This window comes from Sphingobacterium haloxyli, from assembly GCF_002980525.1.
GTDB classification, from domain to species: Bacteria; Bacteroidota; Bacteroidia; order Sphingobacteriales; family Sphingobacteriaceae; genus Sphingobacterium; species Sphingobacterium haloxyli.
This window is the reverse complement of the sequence record NZ_PVBQ01000027.1, coordinates 1-20,449: the sequence shown is the minus strand read 5'-3', so window position 1 is coordinate 20,449 and position 20,449 is coordinate 1. Positions and strand designations below refer to the sequence as shown.

Genomic DNA, 20,449 nt, shown 5'->3' with positions numbered 1-20,449 from the left:
ATGGAGATGAAACGACCACTGACCATCATATATTTTCTGCTACTTGCCGTTTTAGGCCATGGCCAGCCAAGCCATTTGGAACTGCATGCCTACAATGACGAGCCGGTCATCCAGGCGCTGGACAGTATCGTCCTGAAGCCCGGATTCCACATCCCTTCGGGCAGGAACGTGCTGCTGTCGATCCAGCAGCACCCGAACATAAGCAGTTCGCCCAGCAGCAACCAGAACTACATCCTTACCCGTACATTCCGCCGGGAGGTAAAGACCGGCCAGCTCGGTCAGGCACGCCATATTGGGGAAGAGAACCAAACGGTACAGTACTTTGACGGCCTGGGCAGACCGGTGCAGGCGGTCGGGCTGATGGCCAGCCCGAAGTATAAGGACATCGTACAGCACATCGAGTACGACGGTTTCGGACGGGAGAGCCATAAATATCTGCCCTATGTGCACAGTACGGGCAACGGGTCCTACAAGACGGGGGGAAGCGGCAATGTAACCACATATTATAATAAGAGCAGCGGTTCCGATATTGCCGGCGTGGTGCGCACCCCTGCCCCCTATGCGGTCACAGTATTCGAGAACAGCCCTTTGAACCGGGTGAAGGAACAGGGTGCCCCGGGGGAAGCCTGGCAGCCGGCCGTCAGCCGGGACAATGTGACACGTACCTCGGCGGGCGGGCATACGGTGGCCGTGGAGTACGGTACGAACGTGGCAGATGAGGTTCCCCTGTGGACGGTGACCGGTACGGGAGCGACGGGCACGGGTAGCTATGCGGCGGGGAGGCTGTATAAGACGGTGACCAGGGACGAGAACTGGGTGCACGGCGAGGGCAAAGGGGGTACGGTGGAAGAGTTCAGGGACTTTGAGGACCGCGTTGTGCTGAAGCGGGTCTGGGAGAGCAATACCAGGTCCCTGAGCACGCACTATGTTTACGATGACTTCGGGGACCTGCGCTATGTGGTCCCTCCGGGTTATACGGCCCGTACGGTTACGGACAACAATACGGATTTCAACGAACTGGTGTACGCCTACCGTTATGACGGCAGGCGCCGGCTGGCGGAGAAGAAGGTGCCGGGCAAGGGCTGGGAATGGATCGTTTACAACCGGAACGACCTGCCCATCATGACGCAGGATGCGCTGCAGCGGACAAAGAACCCCAAGGAATGGAGCTACACGAAATATGATGCCTTCGGCCGGGTAGTGCAGACGGGCACGCTGACGGCAGCACATGCCACGCAGCTGGCAGCCCAGACGGCAGCGGACAACCATGCCACGGCAAGCAACAGGCACTGGGAGAGCCGTGGTGTAAATGCTTCGCAGTACAGCAACGTTTCCTTTCCGAAAGACAACCTGACCAGGTTGACGGTCAACTACTACGACAACTACAACAAGTTCATGGGCAGTGTGGATACGGTACAGCTGGCACCGCGTGCCATCAGCAGGAGCACGAAGGTACATTCGCTGCTGACGGGCAGCCGGGTATATACCGACAGCGGTACGGATTCGCTTTTAACGGTCTACTACTACGATGAGCGTGGCCGTATCATCCAGACCGCTTCACGGAACCTTCTCGGGGGCAAGGACATCGTAACGAATACCTATCTTTTCAGCGGGGAGGTGGAGACGAGCAAACATGAACACTGGGCAAGCCTGACCACGCAGCCTGCGACGACGATCCTGACCGCGAACAAATATGACCACGTGGGCCGTCTGGTGGAAACGAAGAAAAAGGTGAACAGCCAGCCGGAGGTTATCCAGAGCAGGCTTTCGTACAACGAGATCGGCCAGCTGACAGAGAAGAAGCTCCACAGCGAGAGCGGGGGCACCAGCTTCCTGACCACGGTGGGCTACGCGTACAATGAGCGGGGGTGGCAGAGCCGCGCGGGTTCTCCGCAGTTCACCTACCAGCTGAACTACCATAAGAACGGCAATACGGTACTGTCCAACGCGCAGTACAACGGCAATATCGCCCAGCAGCAGTGGGGGCATGGACCGACGACAAACAGTACGTTCACCTATAGCTACGACCGGCTGAACCGGCTGACCAACGGTACAAGCTCGGGGGGTACGGTGATGATCGAGGCGCTGACCTATGACGACATGGGCAACATCAGAACATTGAGGCGGGACAACGGCACGGTGATCACCTACAGCTACAACAACAGTCAGAAAAGCAACCGGCTTGCCGGCCTGTCCGGCGGCCTTAGCGGATCGTTCACCTACGATCTGAACGGCAATGCCACGAAAGACCGTACGGGGATGAACTTTGCGTACAACCACCTGAACCTTCCCCGGAGGGTGTCGAAGGCAGCGGTGGGAACAGCTCCTGCAGTGACGGTCAGTTATCTGTACGATGCCGCAGGAAAGAAGCTCCGCAGGACGGCCACGGTAGGAACGACGACCACCCAGCAGGATTATATCGGCGGTATCGAGTACCGGAAGACGGGCACGGCCGCGAGCGTGATCGAGCGTATTTCAACGGAGGAGGGCTACCTGCAGAACAGCGGCGGCACCTATGCTTACCATTACCACCTGACGGACCACCTGGGCAATGTGCGTACCGTGCTCAAACGCGGTACAGGTGCCACGACGGTGGAGGTGGTACAGCGGCAGGACTATTATCCCTTCGGCAAGACAAAAGCTATTGTAACCGGAGGAATAAACCGTTATCTTTATAACGGCAAGGAGATGCAGGCTGACCTGAACGGCGGCACGCATGCTTTGGGAAGTTCTTATGTACTGGAGGGACAGCTGGACTACGGGGCGAGGTTCTACGACGCGGAGATCGGAAGATGGAATGTTGTTGACCGGTTTGCAGAGAAATATTCTTCTTTATCCCCTTATCAATATGGAGAACTAAATCCAATCGTAAATGTTGACATCAATGGAGATTCTACGTGGACTACAACAACAACTTCCGAGGTTGGTGGGAGAGTGACTAATACCTATACCACCCATATTCGTGGTAAAGTACTAAATATGGCAAATGATAAAAACCTTACAGGCTTAGCTAATTCAATCAGTAAAAGGTTAAGCGGAGAGAGTTCTAGTAAGACATTTTCTGACGGATCCAATAATGTTTATAAAATTGATGCTGAATACACATTTGTTAACTCTATGGACCAAGTAGATGCATCAGATCATTTATTGGTTGTTGTAAATGAAGTTTTGGGGGAGGCTGATTCCCGTTTAGGAGGTGGTCCGGCCGGCGGTATTGCGCAAATTGGCGGAAAAGTCGCTTATGTTGAATCAGGTTCCTTTCTAAATATGAAAGAAACAGCATTCCATGAGATTGGGCATAATCTCGGACTGCGCCATCCAGAAAAAAACTCCGCAGAGAACAATCCGACGAATCCAATGGCATACAAGAGAAACAATGCTCCTCACTTTAGCAGACACCAGTTGTCAAATATTTTTTCTTATTCAAAAAGCGGGTTTTCTAACCGTGGGAAAAATTCCGCGATTATTATAAATAACCGTCAACGTACGAATACTAGATCAACAAATGAATCTCCTTACAGAGGCATTAGAACACGAGGTCTTAAAATACCCTATCCTAAACCAAATATTCCTTGAACATGATGAAATATATTTATACACCAATACTTATATGGATCATTTGCAATTTTATCGCATGTGACAATAGTGCATCTTCAGTATGGCTGGAGATTCGAGCTGACTATGTGTATCGGGTAGATAGTATCGATTTGCAGGTTAGCGGAGAACATGAAATTTTTATCGATACGATATTAAAAGAAGAAAATTCGAGGTATCCTCGATTTGAAAAATTACTCGAAATTTCAGTAAAACAACAAGTTAAAGTGATTTTCAATGATGTCGATACTTCTTTTGTTGTTGATCCAAAAAAATGCGGACGAGTAATTGTTGAACTGACCAATATGCATATGGAAAAAGAACAACCGGAAAATAATAAAATTGGCGAGCTTGTTGTCGGTAAAGGCTATGAAGACATCGATGTAACGTGTGTATCTAGCCAATGAGCTTTTAATAAAAAAATATACAACTTGAAGCGTTAGCGGGTTTGGGAACCTTCAAATTTTCACAAATGATGGACAGATCCGCCTTGCCCTCTGTTTGATGTACTCCGATCTTCATAAGCTGATTGCTTTTTTTAGCGAAAAGGGAAGTTACATAAAAGTAATAACGTTCTATTGGATTTAAGAATAGTGAATCGACGAATGAGCTAAAGTAATTCCCTGTCGCAATACTTCAACACCTCATCAATAGATTCGTTCTGGAGCAAATTTTATTATTAATAAACACAAAGGGTCAACAGGGACATTTATACCTTGGGGCCAATTAGGTACAGTGAAATAAAATGAAAACACTAGATAAGATTACTAATCAGAATTTCCCCTTACCATGGGTAGACCTTGACTCTTATATGGAAAGTAAAGGGGATAAAATTGAGATATATCTAATTGAAAAGAGGAATTTAGTTGAAGGACTAATTTTAATGTTTTATACTCTTTTTCGAACTGGAAAAAGTAATATCAAAGTATATATGCCTTCTTGGTGGGATTATTGTTTAGACACGTGGGACATCAAGAATGACAGGTATGATTATGAATTAGAGGGAAAGTCTATTGAAACAAAAGACTATTTATTAATGTTGAAAGAATCTTCTATCGAACTTGGCTATTCAGGGATATGTAGCTGTAATGACTGGGATAAATTTTTGTCAATTACTTTAACTTGTATTGTAACTCATAAAGCACCTTATAGTCCTATTTTTTATGATGAAGAAAATGATTTTTTCTTTTACTTTCATCATACTGGTAGCATGGGATTTTATTATAAAACGCGAAATGAAGTTGTTGAAAAAATATTGAATATTTCTAAAAGGGAATATGATGTAAGGTAACGCTTCTAAGACGGGGGCCAACTCTTTTTTTGATGAATCAAAATATCGGAGATCTGAGCTAAGGAAAGGTATAAGAACTTTTAGAGTGTCTTCTGTTGTTTTAAACGATAATGTGTTAAAAATTACAATAGTGGACGGCACATTCTCGAAGAGAAAAAAGGATATTATTGTAACGGGTAATGAGAGCTCAGCTTATCTAATTGTTGACTGACCAATATGCATATGGAAAAAGAACAATCGGAAAATAATACAATTGGCGAGCTTGTTGTCGGCTAAGCCTACGAAGGTATCGATGTAAAGCGTGTGCCTAACCGATAGTATTCCAGTCTCGCATCTAGTTTTTTGATTATGCCATCTGTGTGCCTAGGAAACAAAGCATTATTATAATCGCCCATTCGCCCCGTCATAATTTAAACTTCAATGAAAATAATCTTTTCGTGTTTTATAAAATTGTGTATTTTTATTCACGAATGATGCCAGTTATTAATTTTGTGCTGATCGGCTTATGCTACGCTGAGCTGTATCAGCGGCAGGTTTAAGACAGGTTAAGACAATTGTTAACGATATATGAAATTATGGATTTTAATTCTTGGGAGATGAATATTTCACGTTCATTTGTAGCGATAGTGTTCTTCTTATGCGCTGCTTTATCAACTTTTGGACAGTCGTCGGGCAGCATAACCGTAGGCGGAGACATCAATACGTTTTATCCGGTGGCTTGGCTTGACGGAAATTATACAGCTAACCGGAGCACGAAGCTTCAGGTAGGACGCAGCAACGTTCATCAAGATACGCGGTGGCGAGGCTCCTTGGTTGCTGAAATAACCTACCAAACGACGAATTGGGGAAGTGCAGCCAGTTTTATAGATGTGGATCTGTCAACCAATATGGTATCAGCAGCGGTATATAAGTCCTTTATTGCGGGATGGCAAGACGCTACGACGGGGAATAGCGACAGAATGATAGTCATATGGCTTCGGGGAGGGGGAACCACCTATTATTATGCTGCCGATGCACCGGTGAATCCCAAAGTGTATGACGGTACACAGAACGCACTCCCATATGTATCATCGAATGGATCTCTGACGCTCAATGCGAAGACTGTGGTTGATAGTTACGTAAATGCTATTGGTAAGCATATGCAGCGTCCGCTGCGCGTGTACACAACGTTGAGCAATTATTTTGCTGGGAACGTTGGAATAGGCAAGGTCAATCCGACTGATAGGCTTGAAGTAAACGGTACCATCCGAGCTAAAGAAATCAAGGTAGAAACAGCCAACTGGCCCGACTACGTTTTCGCAGAAGATTATGAACTGCCTTCACTTGATTTTATACGAGCTTATATTGCCGAACACGGCCATCTTCCGGAAATGCCCTCTGCAGCGGAAGTAGGGAGAGAAGGGATAGCCCTCGGGGAAATAAATGCTTTACTGTTAAAAAAGATAGAGGAACTCACGCTCCTGCTGATGGAAAAGGATGACCAGCTCAAAAAGCAAGGAGACGCCATAGACAAACTTTCTTCCGAGATGGAGATCGTAAGACGGATATTAAATAATGATAATACGGACAACAAACCTCAATGACTTATCTTATGAAGCAAAAACACTTCCTCCAGATCTTCCTTATGTGGGTATATCTGTGTATAGGCGTCACGGCCAATGGTCAGACCGCTACTTTTAACAAACAGGTTGTGGCGAGTGCAACCAATAAGCCTGAACTTACGGACGGCAGCAACTGTCTAGTCCTAAAATAGTTATACACTAATCAAAGTGTATGAACAAAATAAAGTCAAAGAAACCCCAACTGGAATCTACCCCTTATTATGACAAATCGGTCATAAAAAAATCATTATTCCTATTAAAGAAGGGGCACTCCAAGCGTAGTATTTGCAAGCAGTTAGGTGTCGGTTATCAGGCCTTAAGTAAATGGATAGTAAAGTATGGCGTAGAGGATCCTACAGCATCTCGTTATACAAAGCTTTCTCCTATCCAACGTCGTTCTATTGCTTTGCAGATCCTACAAGGTTCGTTGACTATCCCCGAAGCTAATGCTATATACCATATTCAGGGTCATGATACCATTGCCAAATGGGTTCGTTTAGTTAAGAAAGAAAATGTCGATATTAGCGTTTTAAAAGTTGATATTGTGCAAGAAGAAAATTTGTCAAAGCCAGAGCATGGCGAATTAGAAGCATTAAAAACAGCTTTAGCCGAAGCGCAATTAAAAATTACAGCGTTAAATACGTTAATTGACGTCGCGGAGGAACAGTTAAATATCAATATCCGAAAAAAGTCTGGTGCCAAACAGTCTTAGTCCTGCAGAAATCATTTCCTAAACTAGGAATAGGCAATTTATGCAAACTGTTTGGCAAGAGCCGTCATGCTTATTATGATCATCTTTGGCGCTTACGTGCGTCAGATTTTGTAGACGATATTATTATACAGGAGGTCTTGAAGATACGTGAATATTTACCTCGAGTAGGTGTGCGTAAACTTCACTTTATGTTATCACCTATTTTAGCATTACATGATATCGACATTGGTAGGGATTATTTATTTGATCTGCTACGGTCACATGGGCTTTTAGTTCGCAGTCGTCGGCGTAATGTAAAGACAACCAACTCCCGACATCATCTTCACAAATATCCTAATATCATTAAAGATCTGGTAATTAGTCGGCCAGAGCAAGTATGGGTTAGTGATATTACATATATTAGGCTTGTAGATAAATGGGGGTACCTTAGTCTTGTTACTGATGCTTATTCTCGGAAAATAATGGGATATTGCTTCCGAGAGGATATGACTACAATAGGCTGTGTACATGCTCTTGAAATGGCTGTGAGTAATAGAGAATGGATTAATTTGCCTCTTATTCATCATTCTGATCGTGGGACGCAATACTGTAGTTCATTATACGTGGATCGGTTAGTTTCCAGCAATATAGCTATTAGTATGACTGAAACAGGTAGCCCTTATGAAAATGCCCTAGCTGAAAGAGTCAATGGTATTTTAAAAGGGGAGTTTGAATTTTACTCACAAAATCTTTCATTTTCAGAGATGAACCTCCATATTACCAAAAGTATTTATTCTTATAATAATATTAGACCTCATCGTAGCTGTGATTATCTAACCCCATCGGAAGCTCATCGACAGAATATTACATTGAGGAAAAGATGGAAGCCATATTCTAAAAATTACGACGTTACTGAAAAAGAACTCATGGAATTGACAAATGAAAAAGATCTAAATTCTTCAAGTGAAATCATTACATTTGAAGAACATGCTGTATAGCTTATTTCGGATTAACGTTAAAAGTTGTATAGTTAAAACTAGGATTTATTAAATAAACTGTATAGCTATTTTAGGACGGGTCAGTATAGCTATTTTAGGACGGGTCAAAGGGCTCCGGGAAGGGCGTGAGAAAGGACTGCGGGAAGGATTGGAAAAGGGACTAGAGAAGGGGTTGGAGAAGGGTCGGCAGGAAGAACGTGCCAAAGCCGAGGCCGAGAAATTGGCAGATAAACAAAGTTCTGCTAGAAAGATGTTGGAAAGTGGCTTTGACGACGAGATGATCGCTGATATTTTGGGGCTATCCCTCAAAGAAATAGAAAAGCTGAAGTAATTTTCAATTTGTATAATCTGGAAAGGTGTTTTCTGATGAAGGAGACACCTTTTTATTTGAACAAGACATAGGGCAAAACCGACGAACTAATCCCCATTCGGTGTGAGTTCTACGACGCGGAGATAGGTTGTTTACATTTCACGTCATAGACAGGTTTGCGGAGAAGTATTACAGCAAGTCGCAATCGGAAGTGAATTTGGTGTTAAAATTACTGACACCTCTCCGCGCCATAATAACATCGGGCTTATCTGCTTTGCGTATCGATGGTTTTTGGATGACTTCGATCAATGAGTATTAGCTTGAATGAAGTTAAATAATGGTTTTATCCCCTGATCTTGTACCCGGGGATATATAGCGGCTCGGCTTTTTCTAAATTCTCAGACATACCCCTAAATCTGTTCTCTTTCTTTTCAGAAGTAACGCCAGGCTGAGCCATAGTAGCCTTATAGGCTGCCTTAGGGTTCTCACACTTCGTTTGTCTCTGCAAAGATGTCTTCATATTGATTAATTTATAGTTCATTTAAAAGGTCTTCTACCGGGTGGCCTTTCAATTTACCGCGTTTTATGAGATCCACTTCTTTAATAGCCTCTCGGATATTTCACAGCTCGTCGAGCGAGCAGGATATGTTATTTTGTTAAATTCACGTCTCCAGATGTTCTTGGCATTCATCGTGAATATACCGAGCATCAAGCGGATTTCGGTATTTCCGTTTTCTGTTGCCAATCTTTTTAATAAAGCATGCTTGGTGCTAAACGTACAGATTACTCCATCTCTTTTTCAATATGTTCAGTGTGAGCTTTTGAAATCGTAGTCATGATTGATTCTACTTCTTTTTCTGTCAACTGCATACCGTACTTCTTTTGAAGTTTTTTACCTCGATATTCCACCGTATACCCATCAACCAAATCAAAGTGAAATATTATTATAATAATCGAAATTTCTAAAATTGTCCCTATTAAAGCGTTCAAAAAGATATTCCATATAAATTTTATCAAACGCTGTCTGATCGTCGTAGTCTTCTAATATTTTTCTTCCGTCAGAGAAAGCTACGTGTGACTCGAAGCGATATACACCAAGTTTTAACGCCGCTTTAGTATTGATATAAAAACGATCAAATTTTCTATTGGCGATAAGGAATGCGTTCCACAGTTTAGCCACGGAATTATCATATACATCGAGTAGGATTTCTTTGGTTTTTCTTAACTTCAAAATCTTATTGCTTGATTTTAGCCGGTGTTCGAGTAGCGCGATTTCTTTGTCTATATCATCCGGTTCGTTTATGCTTTGCCCCTTAGCTCCAGAAATCATGATCTGCAAAGAACGAATAAGGTTTTGTGCAATATATGTTATAAAGGGTTCAATTATTCCGGCATCGGCTTGTTGCAAAGCAAAAAAATAGTTCTCTTTATCCTCTGTTCTGATGATCACAGGAGGATATCCATACTTCATTAGTATGAAATTCATCAAAATACGGGCAGTGCGTCCATTCCCATCATCAAACGGGTGTATTCGAATGAAGCGATAATGAAATTCCGATGCTATTATTATAGGGTTGGTTCTTGGTTCGGAACTTTTCGCATTGTACCAAGTAAGGAGATCATGCATCTTAGCCGGTGTTTCCTCTGGTGTGGCAAAACGGAATATCTCACCGGTTTTAGTCTTGACATGATTTGGAGCCGTTTTATATTGTCCAACTGCGATCCTACGCGTTGTTGGCCGGCCATCAGGTGTGATGGCTTTGACTTCGTATGGCGATTTAAGGAGTAAAGTGTGCAGCTCACGTATAAAGTTTTCAGTGAGGGGATAATCTCCCTTCACTAAGTCTTCGATCCATTTAATGGCCTCATCGTGACCGGTAATCTCAACATGATCTTTTAATGGTTTTCCTTGCGCAGTGATGCCGTGTAATAGAAGTGCCTTTGTTTCGTCATAAGTTAAGGAATTTCCTTCAAGGCTGTTGGAATGGTAGTTCCAGTCAAACCTAAATTTTTGCATGATGGTATACTCCTGCTCTTTCGTGAGAGGACGAAGAGCATCCAACTCTTCTTTTAATGCTAAAGCTTCTTCAATGGGTGGCATATTAGTCTATTATCTTGATGATATATTTTGTCTCCAACCACTAGTAGATCCTTGCGTACTGATATTGGACATGTTTCGGACATTCAAAGTAAGCAGATTTTTCGCAGCTTTCCTCATACAAGGAGTTATTTCTATGGCTCTACTAATTTTGTGAAGCTCTTTTATAAGTATTGTACTGAAGAAGTTTTGATAAGATTTAAATGGTATACTAAAAATATTAGTTTTTTTTGGTCGTTTTTCATTATCTTTGGTTTCTAATCATAAGATAACAGAATTATGGCAAAATCATCAAGGCGTATCGACGATCCGCTATGGAAATCTATTTTGGAGCAGACCTTTTCCCATTTTTTGAAGTTCATCTTTCCAGACGCGGAAAGTGTCTTTGACCTAAGCAAACAGTTTGATTATCTGGATAAGGAATTTGAAAGCCTGTTTCCTCCGCAGCCCAATGGCAAGGGGGTGCGTTATGTGGACAAGTTGGTCAAGGTATTTCTCAAAAACGGAGGAGAGCAGTTTGTGCTGTGCCATGTGGAGGTGCAGTCCAGTAAAGGCAAGGGCGACCTTGCCGAACGTATGTTCCGATATTTTTACAAGATTTCCGACCGTTATAAAGTACCTGTTACTGCAATCGCGATTCTGGCCGATGGGAACAGGAATTACCGTCCTACGCTGTATATCCAGGAGTTTATGGGTACGAGTCTTCGTTATTCTTTCAACAGCTATAAGATACTTGACCAAGATGAGTTGGCATTGCGGAGCAATACCAATCCGTTTGCCGTGGTGGTGCTTACGGCATTGCTTGCCATTGTGCATAAGAATATGACAGATGAAGAACTGAAAGAAATGAAGCTTGATCTGTATGACGAGATGATGAAGCGGAAGATGAACAAAAAGACGCGTCAGGGGATATACGACTTTTTAACATATTATGTAAGCTTTCAGAATTCGGAAAATTTCCATATTTTTGAGAAAGAGGTTGAAACAAAACTAGGCAGGAGTAATATCATGGGAACAAGGGAATATTTATTGGACAAAGCAAAGAAGCAGGGCTTGGAGAAAGGCAAGCAGGAAGAACGTGCCAAAGCCAAGGCTGAGAAGTTAGCTGAGAAAAGAACTTTCGTTCGCAATCTAATTGAAGAACTCAAACTTGCTGATGATGCTATTGTGCGTATCGCGGAAGTTTCTTTAGACTTCGTGAAGAAAGTCCGAGCAGACTTGTCTAAGAAAAAATAACTTACCCAAATCAAAAACTGAAATAGTTTTTTCAACAATATTATATGAGCAGGCTTTTCCTAAAAAGGGAGACACCTTCTTTTTATCGACGTAAAAAGAAGGGACTGTGTAACCAGAGACACCTTTTGTCGGGAGTGGGTTCTGTAATTAAGATGGCCTTGTTCCTGCATTGAATTCGCTCATACTGGGATAAATCTAACCGTATTTAATGGATTATAGAAACAGGGATAAAGTTAATAAAGTTATCCCTTCAACCTTTTAACCTCCTCAGCTAAATCTGCAACAACCTTAGTCAAATCCAAGATAGCTTGTGTTTTTACGTTATCATCTTCAACGAGCTTTTCTAATATGGCTTCAATCTTATTTTCAGACTCATACGTTATAGTGGGGAAGTGATTCAAGCTGTTTTGCTTCGACGTATTTTGATTATGTTGGATGTAATATATAGCCTTTTCTTCGTTAAAAGAGCGTATAAACTCTATAGTCACACCCAAAGCATCTGCAAGTTCCTGTAGTGTAGGCTCGGGAATAGTCCACATATTTTCAAACTCAGATATTCGTCGCTGGTCAAATTTACTTTCACATCTTTGACCCACAGTTTCCTGCTTTAATCCCATAATTTCACGAATTCTTTTAAAATTCTTTCCTTCATGGACTTTCTCTTCTTGGAATGCAATACTCATTTTCTGACAGATTTAAATATGTTCGGTATTTTACCGGTTTTTTACCACTTTTTTGTAAGTAATTAGTTTTTTACCTTTGATGTAAAGATACAAATTATTTGCCCGTAAAATTACGTTTTTCGATAAATTACTAGCGTTTTTAAAGGTGAATAATTTTGCGTTTTGGATTAAAATAATAGATTTGCACCATCTTAATAGGTGGCAGCACTTATGAGTCTTGTCTACGAAACGTGAGAATTTCAAATGGAACAAGGCGATAAGTGGATAACGCCCGTCTGCAATGGCGTGGCGTCCGCTTACTCGTTCCATCGGCTTCTCACGGCCGCGTAGACAGTAGGTTGGATGCCACGCCATTGTTGGTTATTCCATCTACTAAAGACTCGTTATAAACAACGAGTATGTATAAAAAGCAGTTATTCAAAAACATCACAAAACCCGCGAGCTAATTTAGCTTGCGAGGCCATCAAGGCTTCCCTAAAGAATGCAGCAATTCTAACCGTTATACTAAAGCCAATCGTATAAAACCGTATCGTCTGCATTCGATTCCAAAATATTTTTACTAACAATGTGGTCTAAGCTCAGCTTGGACATAAAGGAAAAATAGGAGATAATCTCATTTAGCCAGCGTCTCTAGGCCACACCCTAAAAACCATGAAAAAATGAACAATTTTTACAAGGGTGGGAGAGGACTGGCCTTTAGGCAATGCGAAGAAGGAGCCTGTTCCCGTAAAGAAAAACCACCTAGATTAACGAAAATCTTAACCAATCAAGTAAGAGAGGGGGGCGTTGCCTTGCCTTCGGCAACCGTTCGAGAGGTGTTCGACGTTTCTTCGGAATATCCTCGGGATTTGTTCGACACTGGTTCGGGCGCTGTTCGGGAAGTGTTCGACTGCTGTTCGGGTGGCAGCCGAAGAACAACCGAAGCTCACCCGACGCAATACCGAAGTTGTCCCGAACCAGTCCCGAAGCGGACTCGAAGCGCTCCCGAAGGACACCCGAACAGCACCCGAAGAAACAGGTTGGTTTTTTACCGTTTTTTTGACGTGCTTAAAGCGAGGATCAAGTATAGATGCAGTAAGGATGTAGTACTATTGACGCAACTTTTGCGTAAAATGGCTGGGGTACCGTTAATGTACCGCGGGTGTACCGTTAGTGTACGAGGAGTGTACCGAAAAGGTACTGGAGATCTACTGAGAAGCTACTGGAGATCCACTACTGACCTACTAAACGCATGTACCTCTTGCGTAGATCAGCGGTACAGTAACCGTAGAGGAATAGTAGGGGTAGAGGCAATGAAGAACATAAGAATCCTTTGTTTGGGATTCTTATGTTTCATGTTGTTTAATCTATCAGAAGCCTGGGCGCAGTCCGCGGAATCGCGGACTGCCGAAGGGCAAATTGAGATTAAGCCGCTTCAGATAGGGGATACCATACCCGAAGAACTGTGGAACCTGTCTTTGCAGGTGGTGAATCATCCCGATGGGAATGATACAATTACGCTGAACGATTACCGTGATAAGAAGCTGATCATACTGGATTTTATGCATACTCGGTGTAAAGGGTGTACTGATAAGCTGAAAGAGCTCGATACTCTGCAGAGGACATTTGGCTGTACTATTCAGTTTTTACTAATGTCTCCAGAGAATAGGAGTGGAATGGAGTCGTTCCTTAAATATCGTCCAATGTCGACGTTCTATCATTTTCCCCTAACGTTTATAGACCAAACCTTTGCTAACCACTTCAGGTACCGCTTTATTTCACATTTTGTATGGGTATATCGAGGAAAAATTGTTGCAATAACAGGTGGAAACGACGTAGCCGAAGGTAATTTAAAGAAGCTTCTTAATACAGGAAATATTAATCTTCCTGTAAAAAACGATTTTGAAGGGGAGGAGGATATATGAAAGTTATTACGGTTTCGATATTGTGTATCCTCCATTTAGTGGGGTATGCGCAACAACGTAAATTTACTGTCATTGAGGATGGAAGTCGAATTCCACTGGCTGGTGTTGTTGCGAAAGGCGAACGGGATGAGATATTAGCTGTTTCGGGTAAGGATGGAGAACTGTCGTTCCCTAAGAGTTTAAAAAATAATACGTTACAGTTTTCTCTAATTGGTTACGTAACAAGGAATGTCGACCTTGACGAACTCAAAGTCGGGGATACGGTGGCGCTGTATCGGGACGTTCAGGCGCTTGAGGAGGTAGTGGTAATCAATACCGGATATCAGGAGTTGTCGAAAGAAAGAGCTACAGGGTCATTTGAATTTATTGATAATGAGCTTTTTAATAGACGTACTGGAGCCGATGTTCTTAGTCGGCTGGAAAATACAGTGCCTGGTATCCTATTCGATAGAAGGGGACAAACTGCCGATCAGCTATCGGCTTCTGAAAATAATATTATTGTTCGAGGCGTAGGCACACTGTCTGACGACATTAAGTCCCCCCTCATTGTCCTTGACAATTTCCCGTATGGGGGGAATATTGAAGACATAAACCCCAATGATATAGAGAGTGTAACTGTTTTAAGAGATGCAGCGGCAGCGTCCATTTGGGGAGCTCGCGCAGGCAATGGAGTAATTGTGCTAACATCAAAAAAAGGACGGAAAGCCAGGTCGATGCGGGTGGACGTAAATAGTAATTTGCGGTTGAACGGTAAACCGGATCTTTTCGAATATGAAAGGATGAGCGTAAAGGAATACATTGATATGGAGAGAGAGTTGTTTGAAAAGGGGTTTTATAATAATACACTGAGTAATAGAACAAGGTTTCCAGCGGTCACGCCAGTAATTGAATTATTAGATTTGAATAAACGTGATCTTCTTTCACAGGAAGATCTTGAAGAAAAGCTAAGTTCTTTTGCTACGAATGATTTTCGAAAGGACTATGAACGTTATTTTTATAGAACAGCCAAGAATTATCAGAACCATGTTTCTTTGCGTGGCGGTAGTGAAAAACACCAATATCTCTTTTCTGCCGGAGCAGATAATAATGAAAGCGTATTACTCGGAAACAATACAGATCGGTACACTATCAGAACAAACAATAATTATCAGTTACTTCCTTCACTAAAGATGGAAGTGATGTCTGTTTACACGCAAACTAAGACTACCTCGAATTCACCTGGAGACTATACCGTTTTGAATTATGACGTAGGCAAACAAATGTACCCATATGCGGTATTACATAATGATGATGGAACGATGGCTTCTTTGGTAAAAACGTATCGATCAAGTTATATCGACACAGCGGGCAGCGGGCAGTTGCTTGATTGGACCTATAATCCACTTAGAGAATTGAATAGCGCCGATAATATCAACGAAGGGAATGCGATTAATATAAACGTCGGAATTAATTATACGCTTACCCGAGACTTACAGTTTGATTTAAGGTATCAATACGAGAACATCCGTAACACGACAAGTGATATCAGATCTGAAGAGATGTTTTATACTAGAGACCTTATTAACCAATATTCGTTTTTGAATGACGGTATCGTCGGCTATAATCTGCCCAGAGGAAGTATAATTGATAAGAGTAATATCCATACCAGATCACACGCATTGCGATTACAGGCTAACTACAATAAAATATTTGCTCATGGAGGAGAGTTACACCTTTTAGCTGGGAATGAAATAAGAGATGACCGGAGTAACGGTAACGTATTTCGCTACCTGGGGGTAGATAAGAATACGCTAGGATATTCTTCCGTTGATAATTTGACGATGTTTACGAAATGGGATAGACTCGGAAGGGGAAGGATTCCTACATATGGTAACTTAACAGGAACCAACAATAGGTTTGTCTCATTTTATGGCAATGGCAGTTATACGTTTAAAAACAAGTATACAGTCAGCGGAAGTACTAGACATGATGCTTCTAACCTTTTCGGTGCTTCTGCAAACAATAAATGGAAACCATTGTGGTCGTTAGGGGGCAAATGGAATCTTACAGCAGAGTCATTTATGGATTTCAGCTGGTTGGAGGATCTGTCCTTAAGGATAACCCATGGAGTGAGTGGCAACACTAACAATACCATTTCCGCTGTGCCAATATTAAGTATTCAAAACGCGTCAGGTAGCATTATAAATCGACCGCAAGCTGTCATCCAGACCCCAGGCAACGAACACCTTTCGTGGGAATCTATTTATATGACTAATATAGGAATCGACTATCGCTTATTTAACAGTCGGTTTAGCGGCACAATCGAAGGGTATTCTAAGGTTTCCAAGGATTTGATTACCGGAATGGAGGTGGATCCTACAACAGGTATGGTTGCAATCCTTGCAAATTCGGGAGAAATGAGAGGTATGGGGGTGGATCTGTCGTTTACAGGGAGGATATCGCAGCGCGTAGTCAGTTGGGAGTCTACATTTCTACTGAGTTATAATGATTTCAAAATTTCTCATCTGAATTATGATTTCTCCACTACACGCGGATTGAATACCGCACTAGGGAATGGTAGTCGTATTACGCTAAACAACGGCCAGAATAATCCGTACGGCATTTATAGCTTCTATTGGAGAGGGTTGGACAATGAGGGAAATCCTGTCGGTTTATCTGATGGGGTAGAAACTACTGATTACCGTTCAATCATTAACAATACGATGATAGGTGATTTGGCTTACCACGGTTCTGCGCTCCCACGTTATTTTGGAGCGTGGAGAAATACCATAGGATGGAAGAATTTAGCGATTTCTTTCAATATCTCTTTTAAAATGGGGTACTATTTTAAGAAAGCGGGCTTGTCTTATACATCTTTATACCAAAATGGCATTGGGTCACCAGACTATGGGCGTAGATGGCAAAAAGAAGGCGACGAGGCTCATACAGATATACCCTCCGCGGTGTACCCAGCAGATAGTAGAAGGGATCAGTTTTTTCTTGCGTCACCTGCTAATGTTTTAAAGGCTGACAATATAAGGTTTGACGATATAACGTTAAACTATACGTTTGATAAAAGTGCGCTGAAAAGCTTACCCTTTGAAAATATAAAAATCTTTGCCCACCTAAACAGATTAGGTGTGCTCTGGAAAGCAACTTCGCGGGATCTCGATCCTGACTTTAATGTGGGAAATGCCTTTTATCCACCAGCAAGGCAAATAACATTTGGTGTTAACTTAAGTTTATAATTATGAGGCTTTTATATTTGTGTTTCGTTTTATTCTGTTCTTGTGATTCATATTTAGACGCAAAATCAGATCTTACCTTATCTACGCTTGATTCGAAGGAGGCCGCAGAGGCACTTCTTGATGGTATTGATCGTATGAACAAAGGAGCAGTTGTCCTTCAAAATGCATCTGACGAGTATTATATAAGGGACGAGGTGTACAATGCCATATCTAATCCATTCAACTTGGAAAGCTATACATGGTTCGAAGGTACCCAGACGGACGAAGATTGGAATTCGTTGTATAGAGCTGTTTATACAGCAAATCTTGTAATTGATAATCTCGAAAGAGCCGGGTTGAAAGAGGGAGAACCGGATTTTTTGAAGTTTAGAGCAAATGCTTCATTTTACCGTGCGCATGCTTACAGTCATCTTCTTCAGATATACACCGACGTATATGATGATCATGATGCAGCTAATATGTCAGGAATTGTCATTCGAGAAGATTCCGATTTCTCTAAAAAATCGTTTGTTTCCTCGCTAAAAGATAGCTACAGGTACGTTATTGATGATCTGCAGTCTAATCAAAAATATTTGGACCAGAGAGCTTCTCTTAAAACAAGGCCTTCAATACAAACCTCTTTGGCGCTATTGGCGAGAATCTACCTTTACAAGGGAGATTACCAAAAGGCCTATGATGCGACAACCGAGTTGGTTTCGGGAGATGGATCTGAATTGTTGGATTATAATGAATTAGATACATTGGTAAATATACCTTTTGAAATATTTAATAAGGAGGTTATTTTTTATAGCTCAACCGTTGTAGCGAATAATGTATATCAATCGACGGCGTCTGTGTCGAGACAGTTTTATGAGGGTTATGACGATCGAGATTTGCGGAAGACGTTATATTTTCAGACGCTCCCGAACGGAGAGATTGGCTTCAAGGGTAGTTATAATGGCTCATTGTCCAATCTTTTTAATGGGATCGCTTGGGACGAGGTCTATCTAATTAAAGCAGAAAGCGCAGCTAGAACTGGAAACGAGCATGAAGCACTAGAGATCCTTAATCTCTTGAAGAGGCGTCGGTGGAAAAAAGAATTCTATGAACCGTACGAGTTTGCTAACACCAACGATGTGTTGGACGCAGTCTTGAATGAGCGAAAATTGCAACTTTTTTTTCGAGGCAATAGGTTTTCCGACGTCAAGAGGTATAATAAAGAAGGAAGAGGAATAGCTTTACGCAGAGTGGTAAATGGACAAGAAATAGTACTTGAACCGAACGATCCACGTTATGTATGGTCAATTCCAAAACGAGTTACGGATTTAACTGGGTTGTAATCATATACTAAAGATAGCCCGAGTGTTCGACTCGGGCTGTATCTACACAACCTTTTGCCCCTCCTTGGGCAAAAGGTTGTATTTACTTAAGGTTGGAAATGGACATTGCTGCTTGGTCCGCTAAATTGCGTTGCATTTGGATTCCCGGTTTCTTGAACCAGGAGACTTTTTAGGTCGTCTTCCGTCAAGCCTTCTTCAGGATCTTGGGATGGAGCGGCGATCCTTATCTCGCATAACTGCGTGTTTCCGGAACAACCTCCGCCGGAGGGATTGTACATATAGCTGGCTGGGTCATCTTGATCGCCTGTGCCATTATACGAAAACCATGCTTCGGAGAACACCTTCACCGTTTCAGCCTTCACCTCTTTCTTTTCTTTCTCCTTCTCATCCCCATTTCCATTAGGAGCAGCAGACACTGTTCCGATTAAACATAGTGCAAATACCGTAATTGCACCTTTTAGATTTATTTTTAAACTTGCCATCGCAAATAATTTAAAATTTTGAATTTGGTTGTATAATTTGTTAGAGGGTATGCCCGTACCACTAAAATAGACACCTGCAAGTGCCTTGGGCATTTGTTAACACACCCCGCGGGGGAAAGGGGCAAACTTTCGTCGACAGCGTTTGAACGCAGATCGAACGAACACGTCTGCAGGACGCTTTTCACTACACCGCGCGAAGCATCTATCCCAGTAAAGGAAGTGACCTATCGGTAAAAAACCGAATATTGCCCCATTCATGTTTATGGCTTGGCGCTGTGGTAGTTTAAATCGTGTTCGTATAGTTTTCATTCTTCTGTTTAATTTTTCACGTCCTTAAGCAAGACTAAGGTCTGTACTATCTCGTCGATTTTAATTTCGATATCCAAACAGTAGCTTTTCAATATTCAAATAGTGAGGTTGCATTTTCAAAAGAAAGAACGGTTCAGATCGTGCTGTAGTAGCTCACATTCATACCGAGATACGAAGCCAAATCTTTATTGGATATCCTATTGGTAAGTGCACCCCAGCGTTTGATCAACAGACTTTTTCGTTCGGCAGCAGACAACAGAAGAAGCTTAGCCCGGTAGTTTCGCTGCGCCGCCCAATAGGCAACGAGCTTATGATAAGCCGCCAGAAGCTCAGGGCTTCTAGCGAGCAAATAGTCTAGATCCTCACGCGTAAGTACAAGCAGCATAGTAGGTTCTAGCGCCACGAAATCATAATCCGGATCGAGCGTTGATACGATGCCAAAGTCGTTTTCAAACAGGAAGTGTGCGATGTCCAAACTTTCTGCATTCTCTTTCTTCAATACACCCGTTCCGACAAAAAAGTGGCTACCATCATACAAAGCCAGTATCCTGCCATTGGTAAGATGTTTGACGCTTAATTGGAGGCTGTCTAAAAAGCCTTTTAAAAAAAGATCCCCGATACGGCAAAGTGTCGGGGATTTTTATTGTTTGTCCTAAAAAATGGTTATTTTTAGGTGCACCCAAACAATATGGCAAACATACTATTC

At 42.4% G+C, this 20,449-nt stretch carries 18 protein-coding genes and 1 pseudogene; 14 read left to right on the top strand and 5 right to left on the bottom strand.

Annotated elements, in window-relative coordinates; translation table 11 throughout:
* From C5745_RS20835 to C5745_RS20135, 9 genes and pseudogenes are all read left to right on the top strand, one after another.
* Positions 1-633, top strand: a pseudogene (locus C5745_RS20835) (DUF6443 domain-containing protein); the annotation flags it as partial.
* A gap of 489 nt (positions 634-1,122) precedes the next feature.
* Positions 1,123-3,576 (top strand): RHS repeat-associated core domain-containing protein, encoded by a 2,454-nt coding sequence (locus C5745_RS19365; protein ID WP_207795861.1) that lies wholly within the window; start codon positions 1,123-1,125, stop codon positions 3,574-3,576.
* A gap of 2 nt (positions 3,577-3,578) precedes the next feature.
* A complete protein-coding gene (locus tag C5745_RS19360) occupies positions 3,579-4,001 on the top strand; it encodes a hypothetical protein (RefSeq protein WP_105718667.1) in 423 nt (140 codons plus the stop codon).
* Between the two features lie 338 nt (positions 4,002-4,339).
* Positions 4,340-4,885 carry a hypothetical protein gene (locus C5745_RS19355; RefSeq protein ID WP_105718666.1) on the top strand — a complete coding sequence of 182 codons (546 nt, stop codon included), beginning with the start codon at positions 4,340-4,342 and terminating at the stop codon, positions 4,883-4,885.
* Positions 4,886-5,460: 575 nt separating this feature from the next.
* A complete protein-coding gene (locus tag C5745_RS19350) occupies positions 5,461-6,468 on the top strand; it encodes a hypothetical protein (protein WP_105718665.1) in 1,008 nt (335 codons plus the stop codon).
* A gap of 8 nt (positions 6,469-6,476) precedes the next feature.
* The gene (locus C5745_RS20350) at positions 6,477-6,638 is read left to right on the top strand and encodes a hypothetical protein (RefSeq protein ID WP_165793152.1); all 162 of its coding nucleotides are present in this window, start codon (positions 6,477-6,479) and stop codon (positions 6,636-6,638) included.
* Between the two features lie 20 nt (positions 6,639-6,658).
* Positions 6,659-7,198, top strand: coding sequence for a hypothetical protein (locus C5745_RS19345; RefSeq protein WP_105718664.1), 540 nt, complete (start codon positions 6,659-6,661; stop codon positions 7,196-7,198).
* A gap of 2 nt (positions 7,199-7,200) precedes the next feature.
* Complete coding sequence (locus C5745_RS19340; protein WP_105718663.1) at positions 7,201-8,175, top strand: IS3 family transposase; 975 nt, start codon at positions 7,201-7,203, stop codon at positions 8,173-8,175.
* Between the two features lie 148 nt (positions 8,176-8,323).
* A complete protein-coding gene (locus tag C5745_RS20135; protein WP_133166405.1) occupies positions 8,324-8,506 on the top strand; it encodes a hypothetical protein in 183 nt (60 codons plus the stop codon).
* Positions 8,507-8,828: 322 nt separating this feature from the next.
* On the opposite strand, the gene C5745_RS19335 is transcribed toward C5745_RS20135, so the two are convergent.
* On the bottom strand, positions 8,829-9,026 hold the full coding sequence (locus C5745_RS19335) for a hypothetical protein (RefSeq protein ID WP_105718662.1): 198 nt from the start codon (positions 9,024-9,026) through the stop codon (positions 8,829-8,831).
* A gap of 387 nt (positions 9,027-9,413) precedes the next feature.
* Positions 9,414-10,586, bottom strand: coding sequence for a Fic family protein (locus tag C5745_RS19330; RefSeq protein ID WP_105718661.1), 1,173 nt, complete (start codon positions 10,584-10,586; stop codon positions 9,414-9,416).
* Between the two features lie 276 nt (positions 10,587-10,862).
* On the opposite strand from C5745_RS19330, the gene C5745_RS19325 reads away from it, so the two are divergent.
* Positions 10,863-11,819 (top strand): RpnC/YadD family protein, encoded by a 957-nt coding sequence (locus C5745_RS19325; protein ID WP_105718660.1) that lies wholly within the window; start codon positions 10,863-10,865, stop codon positions 11,817-11,819.
* A 242-nt stretch (positions 11,820-12,061) separates the two neighbouring features.
* On the opposite strand, the gene C5745_RS19320 is transcribed toward C5745_RS19325, so the two are convergent.
* Complete coding sequence (locus C5745_RS19320; RefSeq protein ID WP_105718659.1) at positions 12,062-12,502, bottom strand: helix-turn-helix domain-containing protein; 441 nt, start codon at positions 12,500-12,502, stop codon at positions 12,062-12,064.
* Between the two features lie 260 nt (positions 12,503-12,762).
* On the opposite strand from C5745_RS19320, the gene C5745_RS20760 reads away from it, so the two are divergent.
* The 4 genes from C5745_RS20760 (at position 12,763) to C5745_RS19305 (ending at position 18,952) form a co-directional block, all read left to right on the top strand.
* Positions 12,763-12,891 (top strand): hypothetical protein, encoded by a 129-nt coding sequence (locus tag C5745_RS20760; RefSeq protein ID WP_262508132.1) that lies wholly within the window; start codon positions 12,763-12,765, stop codon positions 12,889-12,891.
* Between the two features lie 270 nt (positions 12,892-13,161).
* Positions 13,162-14,406, top strand: coding sequence for a peroxiredoxin family protein (locus tag C5745_RS20040; RefSeq protein WP_117584415.1), 1,245 nt, complete (start codon positions 13,162-13,164; stop codon positions 14,404-14,406).
* The gene (locus C5745_RS19310; protein WP_105718657.1) at positions 14,403-17,633 is read left to right on the top strand and encodes a SusC/RagA family TonB-linked outer membrane protein; all 3,231 of its coding nucleotides are present in this window, start codon (positions 14,403-14,405) and stop codon (positions 17,631-17,633) included. The genes C5745_RS20040 and C5745_RS19310 overlap by 4 nt, the downstream gene beginning before the upstream one ends.
* A 2-nt stretch (positions 17,634-17,635) precedes the next feature.
* Complete coding sequence (locus C5745_RS19305) at positions 17,636-18,952, top strand: RagB/SusD family nutrient uptake outer membrane protein (RefSeq protein ID WP_105718656.1); 1,317 nt, start codon at positions 17,636-17,638, stop codon at positions 18,950-18,952.
* An 86-nt stretch (positions 18,953-19,038) separates the two neighbouring features.
* Here C5745_RS19305 and C5745_RS19300 read toward each other — a convergent pair whose 3' ends face one another.
* Together C5745_RS19300 and C5745_RS19295 are read right to left on the bottom strand one after the other, a co-directional pair.
* A complete protein-coding gene (locus tag C5745_RS19300) occupies positions 19,039-19,434 on the bottom strand; it encodes a hypothetical protein (protein WP_133166404.1) in 396 nt (131 codons plus the stop codon).
* 442 nt (positions 19,435-19,876) lie between these two features.
* The gene (locus C5745_RS19295) at positions 19,877-20,242 is read right to left on the bottom strand and encodes a cyclic nucleotide-binding domain-containing protein (protein WP_105718654.1); all 366 of its coding nucleotides are present in this window, start codon (positions 20,240-20,242) and stop codon (positions 19,877-19,879) included.
* Positions 20,243-20,449: the final 207 nt, after the last annotated feature.

Excerpts from the sequence above, each read along its gene's own strand:
- C5745_RS19365 (WP_207795861.1), top strand. The coding sequence starts at position 1,123 with ATGACGCAGGATGCGCTGCAGCGGACAAAGAACCCCAAGGAATGGAGC.
- C5745_RS19360 (WP_105718667.1), top strand. The coding sequence starts at position 3,579 with ATGATGAAATATATTTATACACCAATACTTATATGGATCATTTGCAAT.
- C5745_RS19355 (WP_105718666.1), top strand. The coding sequence starts at position 4,340 with ATGAAAACACTAGATAAGATTACTAATCAGAATTTCCCCTTACCATGG.
- C5745_RS19350 (WP_105718665.1), top strand. The coding sequence starts at position 5,461 with ATGGATTTTAATTCTTGGGAGATGAATATTTCACGTTCATTTGTAGCG.
- C5745_RS20350 (WP_165793152.1), top strand. The coding sequence starts at position 6,477 with ATGAAGCAAAAACACTTCCTCCAGATCTTCCTTATGTGGGTATATCTG.
- C5745_RS19345 (WP_105718664.1), top strand. The coding sequence starts at position 6,659 with ATGAACAAAATAAAGTCAAAGAAACCCCAACTGGAATCTACCCCTTAT.
- C5745_RS19335 (WP_105718662.1), bottom strand. The coding sequence starts at position 9,026 with ATGAACTATAAATTAATCAATATGAAGACATCTTTGCAGAGACAAACG.
- C5745_RS19330 (WP_105718661.1), bottom strand. The coding sequence starts at position 10,586 with ATGCCACCCATTGAAGAAGCTTTAGCATTAAAAGAAGAGTTGGATGCT.
- C5745_RS19325 (WP_105718660.1), top strand. The coding sequence starts at position 10,863 with ATGGCAAAATCATCAAGGCGTATCGACGATCCGCTATGGAAATCTATT.
- C5745_RS19320 (WP_105718659.1), bottom strand. The coding sequence starts at position 12,502 with ATGAGTATTGCATTCCAAGAAGAGAAAGTCCATGAAGGAAAGAATTTT.
- C5745_RS20040 (WP_117584415.1), top strand. The coding sequence starts at position 13,162 with ATGAACAATTTTTACAAGGGTGGGAGAGGACTGGCCTTTAGGCAATGC.
- C5745_RS19310 (WP_105718657.1), top strand. The coding sequence starts at position 14,403 with ATGAAAGTTATTACGGTTTCGATATTGTGTATCCTCCATTTAGTGGGG.
- C5745_RS19305 (WP_105718656.1), top strand. The coding sequence starts at position 17,636 with ATGAGGCTTTTATATTTGTGTTTCGTTTTATTCTGTTCTTGTGATTCA.
- C5745_RS19300 (WP_133166404.1), bottom strand. The coding sequence starts at position 19,434 with ATGGCAAGTTTAAAAATAAATCTAAAAGGTGCAATTACGGTATTTGCA.